General features: G+C 54.4%; 10 protein-coding genes and 2 tRNA genes. All 12 read left to right on the plus strand.

Annotated elements, in window-relative coordinates; translation table 11 throughout:
* Positions 1-145: 145 nt before the first annotated feature.
* The 12 genes from rplK (at position 146) to J8G15_RS17660 (ending at position 16,421) form a co-directional block, all read left to right on the plus strand.
* On the plus strand, positions 146-577 hold the full coding sequence (gene rplK, locus J8G15_RS17605) for a 50S ribosomal protein L11 (RefSeq protein WP_210543791.1): 432 nt from the start codon (positions 146-148) through the stop codon (positions 575-577).
* On the plus strand, positions 578-1,273 hold the full coding sequence (rplA, locus tag J8G15_RS17610; RefSeq protein ID WP_210543793.1) for a 50S ribosomal protein L1: 696 nt from the start codon (positions 578-580) through the stop codon (positions 1,271-1,273).
* A 245-nt stretch (positions 1,274-1,518) separates the two neighbouring features.
* The gene (gene rplJ / locus J8G15_RS17615; protein WP_210543794.1) at positions 1,519-2,055 is read left to right on the plus strand and encodes a 50S ribosomal protein L10; all 537 of its coding nucleotides are present in this window, start codon (positions 1,519-1,521) and stop codon (positions 2,053-2,055) included.
* Positions 2,056-2,097: 42 nt separating this feature from the next.
* Positions 2,098-2,472 carry a 50S ribosomal protein L7/L12 gene (gene rplL / locus J8G15_RS17620; protein ID WP_210543796.1) on the plus strand — a complete coding sequence of 125 codons (375 nt, stop codon included), beginning with the start codon at positions 2,098-2,100 and terminating at the stop codon, positions 2,470-2,472.
* Positions 2,473-2,742: 270 nt separating this feature from the next.
* The gene (gene rpoB, locus J8G15_RS17625) at positions 2,743-6,855 is read left to right on the plus strand and encodes a DNA-directed RNA polymerase subunit beta (protein WP_210543798.1); all 4,113 of its coding nucleotides are present in this window, start codon (positions 2,743-2,745) and stop codon (positions 6,853-6,855) included.
* Positions 6,856-6,927: 72 nt separating this feature from the next.
* Positions 6,928-11,145, plus strand: coding sequence for a DNA-directed RNA polymerase subunit beta' (rpoC, locus tag J8G15_RS17630; RefSeq protein ID WP_210543800.1), 4,218 nt, complete (start codon positions 6,928-6,930; stop codon positions 11,143-11,145).
* A gap of 98 nt (positions 11,146-11,243) precedes the next feature.
* Complete coding sequence (gene rsmB, locus J8G15_RS17635) at positions 11,244-12,572, plus strand: 16S rRNA (cytosine(967)-C(5))-methyltransferase RsmB (protein WP_210543801.1); 1,329 nt, start codon at positions 11,244-11,246, stop codon at positions 12,570-12,572.
* A 22-nt stretch (positions 12,573-12,594) separates the two neighbouring features.
* Positions 12,595-13,164 (plus strand): DUF4390 domain-containing protein, encoded by a 570-nt coding sequence (locus J8G15_RS17640; protein WP_240538357.1) that lies wholly within the window; start codon positions 12,595-12,597, stop codon positions 13,162-13,164.
* Positions 13,161-15,485: an ATP-binding protein gene (locus J8G15_RS17645; protein WP_240538358.1), complete on the plus strand. Its 2,325-nt coding sequence runs from the start codon at positions 13,161-13,163 to the stop codon at positions 15,483-15,485. The genes J8G15_RS17640 and J8G15_RS17645 overlap by 4 nt, the downstream gene beginning before the upstream one ends.
* A 4-nt stretch (positions 15,486-15,489) precedes the next feature.
* Complete coding sequence (locus J8G15_RS17650; RefSeq protein WP_210543805.1) at positions 15,490-16,167, plus strand: response regulator; 678 nt, start codon at positions 15,490-15,492, stop codon at positions 16,165-16,167.
* A 46-nt stretch (positions 16,168-16,213) separates the two neighbouring features.
* Positions 16,214-16,289 (plus strand) — tRNA-Phe (locus tag J8G15_RS17655).
* A gap of 56 nt (positions 16,290-16,345) precedes the next feature.
* Positions 16,346-16,421: transfer RNA gene (locus J8G15_RS17660), tRNA-Gly, on the plus strand.
* Positions 16,422-16,518 lie beyond the last annotated feature (97 nt).

Consider the following 16,518-nt stretch of genomic DNA (forward strand, 5'->3'; position numbering starts at 1 on the left):
CTGTTGGGATTAGCGGCAGACATTTACAGATTTCACGCTATCCGACTCGGTGTGAATTGAAAAAAATGAGTCGTTATTGTCGGGGAGCTGGCCGGTGCCAAATAGTTGGCAGACGCATGGCGCTATTACCCGTTAGGAGAAAAACATGGCGAAAAAAATCGTCGGTTTTGTAAAGCTGCAAGTACCAGCCGGCAAAGCCAACCCATCCCCCCCCATCGGCCCAGCATTGGGTCAACGTGGTTTGAACATCATGGAGTTCTGCAAGGCGTTTAACGCTCAGACTCAAGGTGTTGAGCCAGGTTTGCCATTGCCAGTGGTGATCACCGCTTTTGCAGACAAGAGCTTCACTTTTGTTATCAAGTCGCCACCATCGTCGATTTTGATCAAAAAGGCAGTCAAGATTGACAAGGGTTCTGCTCGTCCTCAAGCTGACAAAGTTGGCAAGATTACCCGTGCACAGCTCGAGGAAATTGCAAATACCAAAATGAAAGACTTGACCGCCGCTGATATGGACGCTGCCGTTCGTACCATCGCCGGCTCTGCCCGTTCAATGGGTGTGATTGTGGAGGGCGTGTAAATGGCTCAGTTGACCAAGAAACAAAAGTCTTTTGTCGGCAAAGTTGACAGCGGCAAGCTGTACGTTCTGGCTGACGCGTTGGGACTCGTGAAAGAGTGCGCCAGCGCTAAATTCGACGAATCCATCGACGTAGCTGTTCAGCTTGGCATTGACGCCAAGAAGTCTGACCAAGTCGTTCGCGGTGCTGTTGTGCTGCCAAATGGCACGGGTAAAACTTTGCGTGTTGCGGTGTTCGCTCAAGGCGCAAAAGCTGACGAAGCCAAAGCCGCTGGTGCTGATGTCGTTGGTATGGAAGATTTGGCTGCCATGGTCAAAGCGGGTAACATGCCCTTTGACATCGTGATCGCCGCACCTGATGCCATGCGCATTGTTGGTACCTTGGGTCAGATCCTTGGGCCACGTGGCTTGATGCCTAACCCTAAGGTTGGTACGGTCACTCCAGACGTCGCGACGGCGGTTAAAAATGCCAAAGCTGGTCAGGTGCAGTTCCGTGTTGATAAAGCCGGTATTGTTCACTCGACAATTGGTCGTCGCTCTTTTGACAACGACAAGCTGCAAGGCAACTTGGCTGCATTGGTTGAGGCATTGGTTAAAGCCAAGCCTGCAACCAGCAAGGGCCTGTATTTGAGAAAAGTTGCGGTTTCGAGCACGATGGGTGTTGGCGTTCGCGTCGACTTGCAATCCATCGCAGCGTAATTGCAAATAATTTGAGTGAGTTGAAAGACTCACTCAATGTGGTGGGCTGTCCAGCTAATTAGTTGGGCAGGTCATCCAAGACCGTTGGTGTGCAATGCGTATTCGTGCGCTTAAGTACTTAATCATTTGAAACCAACGCAGATGGCGATCCCGCTGCAGATGGATGAATTTCCTGAACAGTTGGTCGCTGCAATGTAGCGTGTTGATTGGCAATTTGCCATGAAACACAATTTAAGGAGTAGACCTTGAGTCTTAATCGCAGTGAGAAAGAAGCGGTCATCAGTGATGTGACTGGCCTCGCCGAAAAAGCTCAAACGCTCGTGCTGGCGGAATACCGTGGCATCTCGGTCGCTGACATGACTAAATTGCGCTCAACCGCGCGCAGCAACGGCGTTAGCCTGAGTGTGTTGAAAAACACCTTGGCCCGTCGTGCTGTCGCAGGTAGCGGATTTGACGTCGTGTCCGATCAGATGACTGGTCCGCTGATCTATAGCTTTTCTGAAGACGCAGTTGCGGCCGCCCGTGTGGTGGTCGACTTTGCGAAGACCAATGCTAAATTGGTTATTCGTGCAGGTGCGTACGGCGGAAAAGCCTTGGATGTGGACGGCGTAAAGCAATTGGCAAGTATTCCTTCCAAGGAAGTTTTGCTCGCGCAATTGTTGGGCTTGTTGCAATCCCCGATTTCCCGCACCGCACGTGTGCTGGCGGCAATCGCGGAGAAAAAAGGCGCCGGTGTCGAAGAATCACCAGTTGACGCTCCCGCTGAAACAGCTGCGGCTTAATTGCCTGTAGCTTGTAGTAATCAATATTGTTAGGAAATAAAAATGGCATTCGATAAAGACGCATTTTTGACCGCGCTGGACAGCATGACGGTCATGGAACTCAACGACTTGGTGAAAGCCATCGAAGAGAAATTTGGCGTAAGCGCTGCTGCGATGTCCGCTCCAGCCGCTGCCGGTGGCGGTGCCGCTGCTGCTGCCGAAGAGCAGACTGAGTTCAACGTTGTTCTCATTGAGGCTGGTGCAGCTAAGGTTTCCGTCATTAAAGCGGTTCGCGAGATCACCGGTCTGGGCCTCAAAGAAGCCAAGGACTTGGTTGACGGCGCACCTAAGAACGTCAAAGAAGGCGTGTCCAAAGCTGACGCTGAAGCTGCTCAGAAGAAGCTGGTTGAAGCCGGCGCTAAGGCCGACATCAAGTAATCGGCTGAAAAGACGAGGCTGGGCGCTCCAAAAGGGCTCCCAGCCTTCTGTGCTTGTAAGAGCGCACTGATAAGCCCTTGTTGCTGGCGGCTTATCAGTGTCTTCTGCCCCCGACTGTGGAAGATGCCTTGGTTCGGATTGCGCGCAATGCGCAATCGTCCGCCAATGATTGGTAGTGGCCAATCACCAAGGAGTGTTGTTACTTGCGAGTAATCAGCATCACAGTCGCCCAGGACACTCATGGTTCCTTAGTCTTTGCCCGGAGATCTCATGGCTTACTCATACACCGAACGCAAGCGGATTCGTAAAAATTTTGGCAGTCGCGATAGCGTTCTGGAAATTCCCTACCTGTTGCAAATGCAGAAGGATGCCTACACCGCATTTCTTCAGGCTGACGTCGCGCCGAAAAAACGTACCGCAGAAGGCCTTCAGGCTGCTTTTGAAGCTGCCTTTCCCATTGTTTCTCACAACGGTTTTGTTGAGATGAAGTACCTCGAGTACAACCTGGCCAAACCTGGCTTTGATGTACGCGAGTGCCAGACACGTGGACTAACTTTTGCTTCGGCCGTACGCGCTAAAGTGCAATTGATTATTTACGACCGTGAATCATCGACGTCCCAAAATAAGGTTGTCAAAGAAGTCAAAGAGCAAGAGGTCTACATGGGCGAAGTGCCTTTGATGACCGGCAAAGGCTCATTCATTATCAATGGCACTGAACGCGTGATTGTGTCTCAGTTGCATCGTTCTCCCGGTGTGTTCTTTGAGCATGACAAGGGCAAGACTCACAGCTCCGGAAAGTTGCTCTTCTCGGCTCGAATCATCCCATACCGTGGCTCATGGCTCGACTTCGAGTTTGATCCAAAAGATATCTTGTACTTCCGGGTTGACCGGCGCCGCAAGATGCCAGTCACGATTCTCTTGAAGGCCATTGGTCTGAATCACGAGTCGATTCTTGCCAACTTCTTTGTTAACGATAATTTCCGCTTGATGGATAGCGGTGCCCAGATGGAGTTCGTTGCCGAGCGTTTGCGCGGTGAAGTGGCTCGTTTTGACATCACCGACAAGTCCGGCAAAGTCATTGTTGCCAAAGACAAGCGGGTAACCGCCCGTCACACACGCGAGCTGGAACAGTCTGGCACCACTCACATTAGCGTCCCCGAAGACTTCTTGGTTGGTCGCGTGGTGGCTCGCAACATTGTTGACGAGGACACTGGAGAGATTCTCGCTAAGGCCAACGAAGAAGTGACTGAGTTGTTGCTCAAAAAGCTTCGCTTGTCTGGTGTGCAGGATGTTCCTTGCATCTACACTAATGAGCTGGATCAGGGCGCATACATTTCCCAGACCCTGCGCAGTGATGAGACCGTCGACGAGTTCGCGGCCCGTGTTGCTATCTACCGCATGATGCGCCCAGGTGAGCCGCCGACAGAAGATGCAGTCCAAGCCTTGTTCCAGCGCTTGTTCTACAACCCGGACACTTACGATCTGTCTCGCGTCGGCCGCATGAAGTTCAATGCCAAGATGGGGCGCGCTGAGTCGACCGGCCCTATGGTTTTGACCAACGAGGACATTCTGTCTGTTGTGAAGATCTTGGTCGATCTGCGAAATGGTCGCGGCGAAGTAGACGACATTGACCACCTCGGCAACCGCCGTGTACGTTGTGTTGGCGAGTTGGCTGAGAACCAATACCGCACCGGCTTGGCTCGTATTGAAAAGGCAGTTAAAGAACGCCTGGGTCAGGCAGAGCAGGAGCCGCTGATGCCCCATGACTTGATCAACAGCAAGCCCATTTCGGCAGCGTTGAAAGAGTTCTTCGGTGCGTCCCAGTTGTCTCAGTTCATGGACCAGACCAACCCCTTGTCGGAGATCACGCACAAGCGTCGCGTCTCTGCCCTAGGCCCAGGTGGTTTGACCCGTGAGCGGGCAGGCTTTGAGGTTCGTGATGTGCACGTGACCCATTACGGCCGCGTCTGCCCAATTGAGACGCCAGAAGGTCCAAACATTGGATTAATCAACTCACTCGCTTTGTATGCGCGCTTGAATGAGTATGGCTTCATTGAAACGCCATACCGTCGTGTTGTGGACAACAAAGTCACGATGGACATTGACTATTTGTCGGCCATCGAAGAAGGCAAATATGTCATTGCGCAGGCCAATGCCGTGCTGGACAAAGATGGCCGCTTGTCTGGCGAGTTGATTTCCGCGCGTGAAGCTGGTGAGTCCATTCTCGTCAATGCCGAGCGTGTCCAATACATGGACGTGTCACCAGCACAGATTGTTTCTGTGGCTGCCTCGCTGGTTCCATTCCTTGAGCATGATGACGCCAATCGTGCGTTGATGGGCGCCAACATGTCACGTCAAGCCGTGCCAGTGTTGCGTCCTGAGAAGCCCATGGTGGGTACTGGAATTGAGCGTGTTGCTGCGGTTGACTCCGGAACCGTCGTGACCGCTACTCGCGGTGGTGTGGTTGACTATGTCGACGCCAGCCGCGTTGTGATTCGGGTCAACGACGCGGAAGCCCAAGCTGGTGAAGTCGGTGTTGATATTTATAACCTGATCAAATACCAACGTTCAAACCAGAACACCAATATCCATCAGCGCCCGATTGTCAAAAAGGGTGACCTGCTGACAAAAGGCGATGTGATCGCCGACGGCGCTTCCACGGATTTGGGTGAGTTGGCTTTGGGCCAGAACATGTTGATCGGTTTCATGACATGGAACGGCTACAACTTCGAAGACTCGATCTTGATCAGTGAGCGTGTGGTGGCTGAAGATCGCTACACATCCATTCACATTGAGGAACTGGTTGTCATGGCTCGGGATACCAAGCTGGGCTCTGAAGAGATCACCCGCGATATCCCGAACTTGAGCGAGCAGCAACTCAACCGACTGGACGAGTCCGGCATCATCTATGTGGGCGCTGAAGTGCTGCCAGGAGACACCTTGGTCGGAAAGGTGACGCCAAAAGGTGAAACCACTCTGACCCCTGAGGAGAAGTTGTTGCGCGCCATTTTTGGCGAGAAGGCCAGCGACGTCAAGGATACCTCCTTGCGCGTGAGCCAAGGCTCGAAGGGCACCGTGATTGACGTGCAGGTCTTCACTCGTGAAGGCATTGTGCGTGACCGCCGCGCACAGCAGATCATTGATGATGAGCTCAAGCGTTTCCGTCTGGATCTGAACGATCAAATTCGGATCGTTGAGTCTGATGCGTTTGATCGTATCGAGAAGTTGCTGTTGGGCAAGATCGCCAATGGCGGACCGCAAAAACTGGCCAAAGGCACCAAGATCGACAAAGCCTATTTGTCGTCGGTGGAGAAGTTTCATTGGTTTGACGTTCGCCCCGCGGACGACGACACGGCGACACAGCTTGAAAGCATCAAGAACTCGCTGGAGCAGACCCGCCACAGTTTCGACCTCGCGTTTGAAGAAAAGCGCAAGAAGTTGACACAAGGGGATGAATTGCCTGCTGGTGTGTTGAAGATGGTGAAGGTCTATGTGGCCGTCAAGCGCCACCTTCAGCCAGGTGACAAGATGGCCGGTCGCCACGGAAACAAGGGCGTCGTGTCCAAGATTGTTCCTGTTGAAGACATGCCACACATGGCTGACGGTACGCCGTGCGACATTGTGCTAAACCCACTGGGTGTTCCATCACGGATGAACGTCGGCCAGGTGCTTGAAGTTCACCTGGGCTGGGCAGGAAAAGGCATTGGTCAGCGCATTGGCGACATGTTGCAGCAAGAAACCCGCGCTGTTGAAGTGCGTAAGTTCCTCGAAGAAATCTACAACACGACCGGGCGTAAAGAGGCGCTCAATGAGTTTTCCGATACCCAGTTGCTGGAGATGGCCGAGAACCTGAAAGAAGGTATGCCATTTGCGACGCCGGTGTTTGACGGTGCGTCGGAAGCAGAGATTCACGCCATGCTGCAACTGGCCTATCCCGATGAAGCCGTCAAGGAGCGCGGTCTGACTGAGACGCGGACCCAGGCGTATTTGTATGACGGGCGGACCGGTGATCGCTTTGAGCGCCCCACCACGATCGGCTACATGCACTATCTGAAACTGCACCACTTGGTGGATGACAAGATGCACGCTCGCTCCACGGGCCCCTACAGCTTGGTCACTCAGCAGCCGCTGGGTGGTAAGGCACAGTTTGGTGGTCAGAGGTTTGGTGAGATGGAGGTCTGGGCGCTGGAAGCCTATGGCGCGTCTTACACGCTGCAGGAGATGCTCACCGTCAAGTCTGACGACGTGGTGGGACGTACCAAGGTGTACGAGAGCATTGTCAAGGGCGAGCACTCTATCGAGGCCGGCATGCCGGAGTCGTTCAACGTGCTGGTCAAGGAAATTCGCTCACTCGGTATTGATATCGAGTTGGAACGGTCTTGATGTTTGCCAGGGTAAGTCCAGGCTGAGGTTCAGTCGGGCTTACCCACTACAGATTAAATAGGAAATAGCGTCATGAAATCATTACTCGACCTGTTCAAGCAATTTACGCCGGATGAGCACTTTGATGCCATCAAAATTGGCATGGCTTCGCCTGAGAAGATCAGTTCCTGGTCTTTCGGAGAAGTCAAGAAGCCTGAAACCATCAACTACCGCACCTTCAAGCCAGAGCGTGACGGCCTGTTTTGCGCCAAGATTTTTGGACCTATCAAGGACTATGAGTGCTTGTGCGGCAAATACAAGCGCCTGAAGCACCGTGGCGTGATTTGCGAAAAGTGCGGCGTTGAAGTCACTCAGACGAAAGTGCGTCGTGAGCGGATGGGCCACATCGATCTGGCCGCGCCTTGCGCCCACATCTGGTTCCTGAAATCCCTGCCTTCCCGTTTGGGCTTGGTGTTGGACATGACACTGCGTGATATTGAGCGCGTGTTGTACTTTGAAGCCTACGTTGTGACCGACCCTGGCATGACACCGCTGAAGAAGTTCAGCATCATGTCTGAAGATGACTTCGACGCCAAGTTCAAGGAATACGGCGACGAGTTTCAGGCCAAGATGGGCGCTGAAGGCATCAAAGACCTACTGCAGAGCATTGATATCGATGGTTCGATCGAAAAACTGCGTAATGATCCAAGTGGCTCCGAGCTGAAAATCAAGAAGAACACCAAGCGCTTGAAGCTGCTTGAGGCGTTCAAAAAATCAGGTATCAAGCCAGAGTGGATGGTTTTGGAAGTCTTGCCGGTACTCCCGCCAGACCTGCGTCCTTTGGTGCCGCTGGATGGCGGTCGTTTTGCGACCTCCGACTTGAACGATTTGTACCGTCGAGTGATCAACCGCAACAGCCGTTTGCGCCGTTTGCTGGAGTTGAAAGCCCCGGAAATCATTGCTCGCAATGAAAAGCGGATGTTGCAAGAGGCTGTGGACTCCTTGCTGGACAACGGTCGTCGCGGTAAAGCGATGACTGGGGCCAACAAGCGGGCACTCAAATCCTTGGCCGACATGATCAAGGGCAAGAGCGGTCGTTTCCGTCAAAACTTGCTGGGCAAGCGCGTTGACTACTCTGGTCGTTCCGTGATTGTGGTGGGCCCAACGCTCAAGTTGCATCAGTGCGGTTTGCCCAAGCTGATGGCGCTGGAGTTGTTCAAGCCTTTCATCTTCGCTCGTTTGGAGGCGATGGGTATTGCGACCACCATCAAGGCCGCCAAGAAGGAAGTTGAATCCGGTACACCTGTTGTCTGGGACATTCTCGAAGAGGTGATCAAAGAGCACCCCGTGATGTTGAACCGTGCACCTACCCTGCACCGTTTGGGCATTCAGGCGTTCGAGCCCATTCTGATTGAAGGCAAGGCCATTCAGTTGCACCCTCTCGTTTGCGCGGCCTTTAACGCCGACTTCGACGGTGACCAAATGGCTGTTCACGTGCCCTTGTCAGTCGAGGCACAGGTGGAAGCCCGCACTTTGATGCTGGCATCCAACAACGTGCTGTTCCCGTCGAATGGCGAGCCGTCCATCGTTCCGTCGCAAGACGTGGTGCTGGGTCTGTACTACACCACCCGTGACCGCATCAATGGCAAGGGCGAGGGCTTGATCTTTGCGGATACTGGTGAAGTGCAGCGCGCTTTTGACGCGGGTGAGGTCGAGATGGCCGCTCGCATCAATGTGCGGCTGACCGAGTACACCAAAGACAAAGTCACGGGTGAATTGGTTCCTTCGACAAAGATCTGGGAGACCACCGCCGGACGGGCGCTTTTGTCGGAGATCTTGCCAAAAGGCTTGCCATTTGCCAACATCAACAAGGCTCTGAAGAAGAAAGAAATCTCCAAGCTGATCAACGTTTCCTTCCGTAAGTGCGGATTGAAAGAGACGGTTGTGTTTGCCGATAAGTTGATGCAGTACGGATTCCGCGTGGCAACTCGCGCCGGTATTTCAATTTGTATCGAGGACATGCTCGTGCCGACCGAGAAGCCCGGCATCATCAGCCGTGCTGAGGCAGAGGTAAAAGAGATTGCCCAGCAATACACCTCTGGTTTGGTGACCTCTGGTGAGCGCTACAACAAGGTCGTCGATATTTGGGGCAAGGCCGGCGATGAAGTGTCCAAGGTGATGATGGGCCAACTGTCCAAGGAGATCGTTACTGACCGTCACGGCGCCCAAGTTCAGCAGGAATCCTTCAACTCCATCTACATGATGGCCGACTCCGGTGCTCGTGGTTCACCTGCCCAGATTCGTCAGGTGGCCGGTATGCGTGGTCTGATGGCCAAGCCGGATGGCTCCATCATTGAAACGCCGATCACCGCGAACTTTCGTGAAGGTCTTAACGTGTTGGAGTACTTCATCTCCACTCACGGTGCTCGTAAAGGCTTGGCTGATACCGCGTTGAAGACGGCGAACTCAGGTTACCTGACGCGTCGTTTGGTCGACGTCACACAGGATCTGGTTGTGACTGAGCAGGATTGCGGTACACACGCTGGTTACCTGATGCGTGCCATTGTTGAAGGCGGTGAAGTCATTGAGTCACTTCGCGACCGCATTTTGGGTCGCACGGCTGCAGAAGATATTTTGCATCCAGAGAATCGCGCCGTTTTGGCCCCGGCTGGCTCGATGCTGGACGAGGACCTGATTGATGAACTCGAAGCCGCTGGTGCGGACGAGGTCAAGGTGCGTACAGCGCTAACCTGCGAAACACGGTTTGGCATTTGCGCCCGTTGCTATGGCCGTGATTTGGGCCGCGGTGGCTTGGTTAACGGTGGTGAAGCAGTTGGCGTGATCGCCGCTCAATCGATTGGTGAGCCAGGTACCCAGTTGACGATGCGAACCTTCCACATTGGTGGTGCTGCGTCACGTGCTGCCATCGCATCCAGCGTGGAAGCCAAGTCCAACGGAAACATTGGTTTCAACGCCACCATGCGTTATGTGACCAACGGCAAGAAGGAATTGGTTGTGATTTCCCGCTCCGGTGAAATCGTGATCCATGACGAACATGGTCGTGAGCGTGAACGTCACAAGGTGCCTTACGGCGCAGTATTGACGGTCAAGGCTGATCAAACCGTCAAGGCCGGTACGATCTTGGCCAACTGGGATCCGTTGACCCGTCCGATCATCACCGAATTTGCGGGTAAAGCGCAGTTCGAAAATGTGGAAGAAGGGCTGACTGTCGCCAAGCAGGTTGATGATGTGACTGGACTGTCTACCTTGGTGGTGATTGACCCCAAGCGTCGCGGTTCTGCCAAAGTGATTCGTCCGCAGGTCAAATTGATCGACGCCTCTGGCAACGAAGTCAAGATTCCTGGTACAGACCACTCAGTGACGATTGGCTTCCCAATTGGCGCGCTGGTTCAGGTGCGTGATGGTCAGGACGTTAACCCAGGTGAGGTTTTGGCCCGTATCCCGATCGAAGGTCAGAAAACACGAGACATTACCGGTGGTTTGCCCCGTGTTGCCGAGTTGTTTGAGGCTCGTTCACCAAAAGACAAAGGTGTCCTGGCTGAAATGACCGGTACGGTGTCCTTCGGTAAGGAAACCAAAGGCAAGATTCGCTTGCAAATCACGGACCCTGAGGGCGCGGTTTGGGAGGACTTGGTTCCGAAAGAGAAGAACATTCTGGTTCACGAAGGCCAAGTGGTCAACAAGGGCGAGAGTGTCGTGGACGGCCCGGCCGATCCACAAGACATCTTGCGCTTGCTCGGCTCGGAAGAGTTGGCTCGCTACATCGTGGACGAAGTTCAGGACGTGTACCGTTTGCAAGGCGTGAAGATCAACGACAAGCACATCGAAGTGATTGTTCGTCAGATGTTGCGCCGTGTGGTGGTCGAGGCTGCAGGCGATTCGACCTACATCAACGGTGAGCAGGTTGAGCGCTCTGAAATGCTGAACACCAACGACGCGTTGCGCGCCGAAGGCAAGATTCCGGCCGTCTTCACCAACTTGTTGCTTGGTATTACCAAGGCATCGCTGTCCACAGACAGCTTCATCAGCGCCGCGTCCTTCCAGGAAACGACTCGTGTGTTGACCGAAGCGGCCATCATGGGCAAGCGCGACGAATTGCGTGGCTTGAAGGAAAACGTGATTGTGGGTCGTCTGATTCCCGCAGGCACGGGTATGGCCTACCACGAGGCTCGCAAGATTCGCGAGAACATGGACGATGCCGAGCGCCGTGCCATTGCTGAAGCCGAGGCAGCAGAGTTGGCCGGTGATGCAGAAGTGACAGAGTCAAGCGAAGACACCGCCAGCGAGTAAAACGCAACTGCTATCTGAAAAGTAGCGCCCCAAGACCCTTTTTCGGGGGCTTGGGGCGTTTTTACTGGTTGCGTTCAATAAGTGAAATAGAAGGATTCATGGATCAAAGCGAAACTAAAGTCCCCTTGTGGCGACAGCTCCAGGCTGTCGCTGGAGTGATTCAGTCCATTCGGGCTGGGGTATCGGGCACCGTCGCTATCGACCGGGTTCCCGTGGAACTGCGGCCTGGTGTTCAATCACTCAGCTTTCATGTGCTGAGGGCCTTGGGTCGCGCCCAGGCGCTGCGCCAGTTGTTGGCCAGTCGCACGCCGTCGCCCGCTGCCGACGCGCTGTTGTGCACGGCGTTGGCATTGGCGTGGTCAGAGGCGGATGCCCCCTATGAGGCGTTTACGCTGGTCAATCAGACTGTTGAGGCCGCCAAGCGTACTGCCGCCACCAAGGCACAAGCGAGCTTTGTCAATGGTTGTTTGCGAAGGTTTTTGCGGGAGCGTGATGAACTGGTTGCGCAAACCGATTCAGACCCTGTAGCGGTCTGGAACCATCCCCAGTGGTGGATTGATCGATTGATAAAGGAGCAGCCTGATGAATGGCAGGCCATCCTTACAGCCAACAACCAACAGGCTTCAATGACCCTGCGGGTCAATCGCCGGCAATCAACGCCTTCTGACTACTTGGGAGTACTGAGGTTGGCAGGGTTCAATGGCGTCGAGTCTGGCGAGAGTGGGGTCACGCTGGCTCAAGCTAAACCGGTTCACCTGCTACCCAACTTTGCCACTGGCATGGTGTCTGTCCAGGACAGCGCTGCCCAAATGGCCGCCCCTTTGCTGCTGAGTGGACTGACGCCCGCAGGCGATGAGCTGAAAGTATTGGACGCCTGCGCGGCGCCTGGCGGAAAGACAGCCCATTTACTTGAATATGCGGATTGCGAAGTGACCGCGCTGGACGTCGACGCGGCTCGGTGTGAGCGCATCCATCAGACGTTGGCGCGTTTGAACCTTCCTGCGAAAGTTCGGGTGTCCGATGCAGGCAACCCTGATGAGTGGTGGGACAACCAGTTGTTCGATGGAATTTTGCTAGACGCCCCTTGCTCGGCCTCCGGTATCGTCCGCCGTCATCCCGATGTACGCTGGCTGCGCCGCGAGACTGATATCGCACAACTGGCGAAAATCCAAGCGCGCCTGTTAAAGACACTTTGGGCATTGCTTAGGCCGGGCGGGCGGTTGTTGTATTGCACCTGCTCTGTGTTTCAAGCTGAGGGCGGCGCGCAGATCAAAACGTTTCTTGCACACAACAATGACGCGATGTTGATGCCGTCACCGGGGCATTTGCTGCCACAGCACCGCAGAATCGAGGATCATGTTGAGAATAATGGACTGAGTGATCAGGATGGTTTTTACTACGCACTGCTTGAGAAGCGCGAAAATTAGATTGGCACGACTGCTGCTTGGCTTGTGTCTTGTCGCAGGCGTGGTCGCTCCGTCGGTGGCGCAAACGTCAGTGCCAGAGGTCACACAATTGCGCGTGGAGCGTGTCGACGACGCCCTGGTGCTATCCGCTCGCCTCCGGTTTGAGTTGACCGACGCCGTCGAGGATGCACTGCTCAAGGGGGTTGCCATGATCTTTGTTGTTGAGGCCGATATCTCGCGTGAGCGTTGGTATTGGTCCAGCAAAAGAATCAGTACCGTTGAACGCCACATGCGGCTCATTTATCAACCGCTGACAAGGCGCTGGCGCCTCTCGGTGACGTCTGGATTGATGACCACTGGCGGGTTGACCATGGCCTTGAATCAAAACTTTGATTCGTTGCAGGAGGCCCTGTCCTCCATTCAGCGACTTTCTCGATGGAAGATCGTGGATGTCACTGCGCTGGACTCAGACCAGCGCTACCAACTTGATTTCCGTTTTCGACTTGATGCGGCCCAGCTTCCTCGGCCCCTGCAAATCAATGCGTTCGGACAGTCTGATTGGGATATAGCCGTGGCCGTCAATCAACCCCTGATTTGGGAGAGCGGCAAGTGAGTCCTTCCCGAGGTCTTGAAGGAGACGCGCCGCGCTTCTCTTTGCGTAATCTTCGCTCCCTTCGTTGGGCGGTTGGCGTCGGCTTGTCGACCATGGCCGCCATCGGCTTGGTTTTGTTGTTTCTCTTGACACAAGCGACGACCAATCGAGAGATGTATGAGCGCAATTACGCTCGTTTATTTGGACTCAATATGGTGGTCGCCAGCTTCTTGCTGCTGGTCATCGGATGGATCATTTATCGTCTGTTCAAGCGCCTTCGACAAGGCAAGTTTGGAAGCCGCTTGCTTGTCAAGTTGGCAGCCATTTTTGCACTGGCCGGTTTTGCGCCCGGCGCTTTGATATACGTTGTTTCTTATCAATTCGTTTCCCGCTCAATCGAGACCTGGTTTGATGTCAAGGTGGAAGGCGCGTTGAATGCTGGAATCAACCTCGGACGTGTCACCTTGGAGGCGCTGTCCAACGACCTGAGTAGCAAAGCCCGCGCAGCGTCGGCTCAGTTGGTCGACACCCCGGATGTCAGCGCGGCAATCCCACTTGAGCGAGCCCGTGAGCAGGTAGGGGCCAACGACATGATTCTTTGGAGTGCCTCGGGGCGGCTCATCGCGGCGGCAGGCCAGTCCCGCTATGCATTGAATCCTGATCGTCCCAGTGCACAGCAACTTCGCAATGTCCGGTCGCAGCGAATCATCACCTGGATCGATGGATTGGATGAAGATGTTGCGCCCGTAGCGGGCGCGCAGGCCAGTATTAAAGCCTTGATTCTGGTGTCAAGCACCAGCCTGGGGCTGACTGGTGGCACGCGGTATCTTCAGGTTTCTCAGGTGCTCCCAGAGAGTTTTGTCACCAATGCATTGGCCGTGTCGCAAGCCAATCGTGAATACCAGGAGCGCGCGTTGGCACGGGACGGTTTGCGCCGTATGTACATCGGAACCTTGACTCTCAGCCTGTTCTTGGCCGTTTTTGGCGCCGTCGTGCTGGCCGTTATTCTCGGCAGCCAAATCGCCCGACCACTGCTGCTGCTGGCCGACGGAGTGAGCAAAGTGGCTGCGGGTGATTTGACGCCAAAATTATCGTTGCCAGGGCGGGATGAATTGGACGGTTTAACGCGATCGTTTGCAGATATGACTCAGCAGCTTTCAGATGCGCGCCAAGCAGTGCAAGTCAGTATGAGGCAAGTGAATGAGTCCCGCGCCAATGTACAAACCATTTTGGACAATTTGACCGCGGGGGTGATGGTGCTGGACTCTGAGGGCGTCATACTTTCTTCCAACCCCGGTGCAACCCGTATTCTGAGAGTCCCCCTTGCCGTTCATGAAGGGCACAATTTGGCTCACATTGAGTCACTGGAGTCTTTTGGCGCAAGCGTTCAATCTCAGTTTGACTCCTTTCTTGGCGCGCGAAATCAGCATCAACTCGACCATTGGCAGCAATCGTTTGAGCTCGGCAATTCAGCTGCCGAATTGACCGGTAGGCAGGCTGATGGTGCCATCATCCTGGTAGCCCGTGGCGCCGAGTTGCCGGAAGACAAGCGGCTTCTCGTGTTTGATGACATCTCCGAAATTGTCTCGGCCCAGCGGGCTCAGGCCTGGGGTGAGGTGGCCAGGAGGTTGGCCCATGAAATCAAGAATCCGCTGACTCCAATTCAATTATCCGCGGAGCGGCTGGAAATGAAGTTGTCCGGCAAAGTGCCCCCGCACGAGCAAGCCATTCTCACCAAATCCGTCAAAACCATCGTCGACCAAGTTGATGCAATGAAGCGCTTGGTCAACGAATTCAGAGACTATGCGCGCCTCCCGGCTGCGGAACTGAAGCCATTTGACCTCAATCAACTGATCTCAGAAATATTGCTGCTGTATGCCGCGGACACCCCTCAGGTGGCGGTGACTGCTGCACTGGATCCACTGGCTCCGTTGATCATTGGTGATGTTCAGCAGATACGTCAGGTGCTGCACAATCTGCTTCAGAACGCGCAAGATGCAACAGAGTCGGCAGCGCATGGCGACGCCAATCAGGGCGTCATCATCAAGACTCAGTGGCTGGAAGACGTTGGCGCCGTGAGGTTGAGCGTGCTCGACAGCGGTGCTGGCTTTCCTGAACACATTCTCAAACGCGCCTTTGAACCCTATGTCACGACCAAAGTGAAGGGAACGGGTTTGGGCCTGGCCGTCGTCAAGAAGATTGCGGATGATCACCGTGCGCGCATTGACATCGCCAACCGTGTGGAGGGTGGCCGGGTGGTGGGCGCGCAAGTGTCGTTATCATTCCCCACTGAGCAGGCCACCGCGACCAGGTTGGCTGCGAACAATATCAGGGGCGAGTGAACACATGGCAAACATTCTGGTAGTCGATGACGAACTGGGTATCCGCGATCTGTTGTGGGAAATTCTGAACGACGAAGGCCACACTGTGGAGGTCGCAGAGAACGCGGCACAGGCGCGGGCCGCGCGACTGCGTGACCGTCCAGATCTGGTTTTGCTTGACATCTGGATGCCAGACACCGATGGCGTCACACTTCTCAAGGAATGGTCCACCGCAGGAACACTCAACATGCCCGTCATCATGATGAGTGGACATGCCACGATTGACACAGCGGTTGAGGCCACGCGTATTGGTGCCATCGCGTTTCTCGAAAAACCAATCACCATGCAGAAGCTGCTGAAGGCTGTTGAGCAAGGGTTGGCGCGAAATGTGCCACGCAAGGTGCCTGATGTCATCGTGCCGCAAATGGTGTTGAAAGAAAGCGAAGTCGTGGCGTTGGTGGCACAAGCCAACGCAGAAGTGGTCGAGCAGGGCCTTCAGTCCTCGCAGAACTTCATGCTCGACAAGCCGCTCCGCGAGTCGCGTGATGAGTTTGAGAAAGCCTATTTCGAGTACCACCTTGCGAAAGAAAACGGGTCGATGACCAGGGTGGCTGAGAAGACCGGACTTGAGCGTACCCATCTGTACCGCAAGTTGAAGCAATTAGGCGTTGATTTGTCGCGTGGAAAACGGCAATCTGCTTGATCGAGCCGGAAAACGCCCAAAAGATACTGCTATAATTTATCTCTAAGGCCCGGTAGCTCAGTCGGTAGAGCAGAGGATTGAAAATCCTTGTGTCGGTGGTTCGATTCCGCCCCAGGCCACCAAATTAAAGCTCGTCCTCGTGGCGAGCTTTAAGTTAATCAACCTAGTTGGTTAATATGCGGGAATAGCTCAGTTGGTAGAGCGATACCTTGCCAAGGTATAGGTCGAGAGTTCGAGCCTCTTTTCCCGCTCCAGTTTTTCGATGCAAAAAGCCCATCCCAGTGATGGGCTTTTTGCTTTCTACGTGGTCATCACTGGCTTTTCTGACGCGAAAATGTCGCCCCCTCGTGC

Source organism: Rhodoferax sp. PAMC 29310, from assembly GCF_017948265.1.
Taxonomy (GTDB): domain Bacteria; phylum Pseudomonadota; class Gammaproteobacteria; order Burkholderiales; family Burkholderiaceae_C; genus Rhodoferax.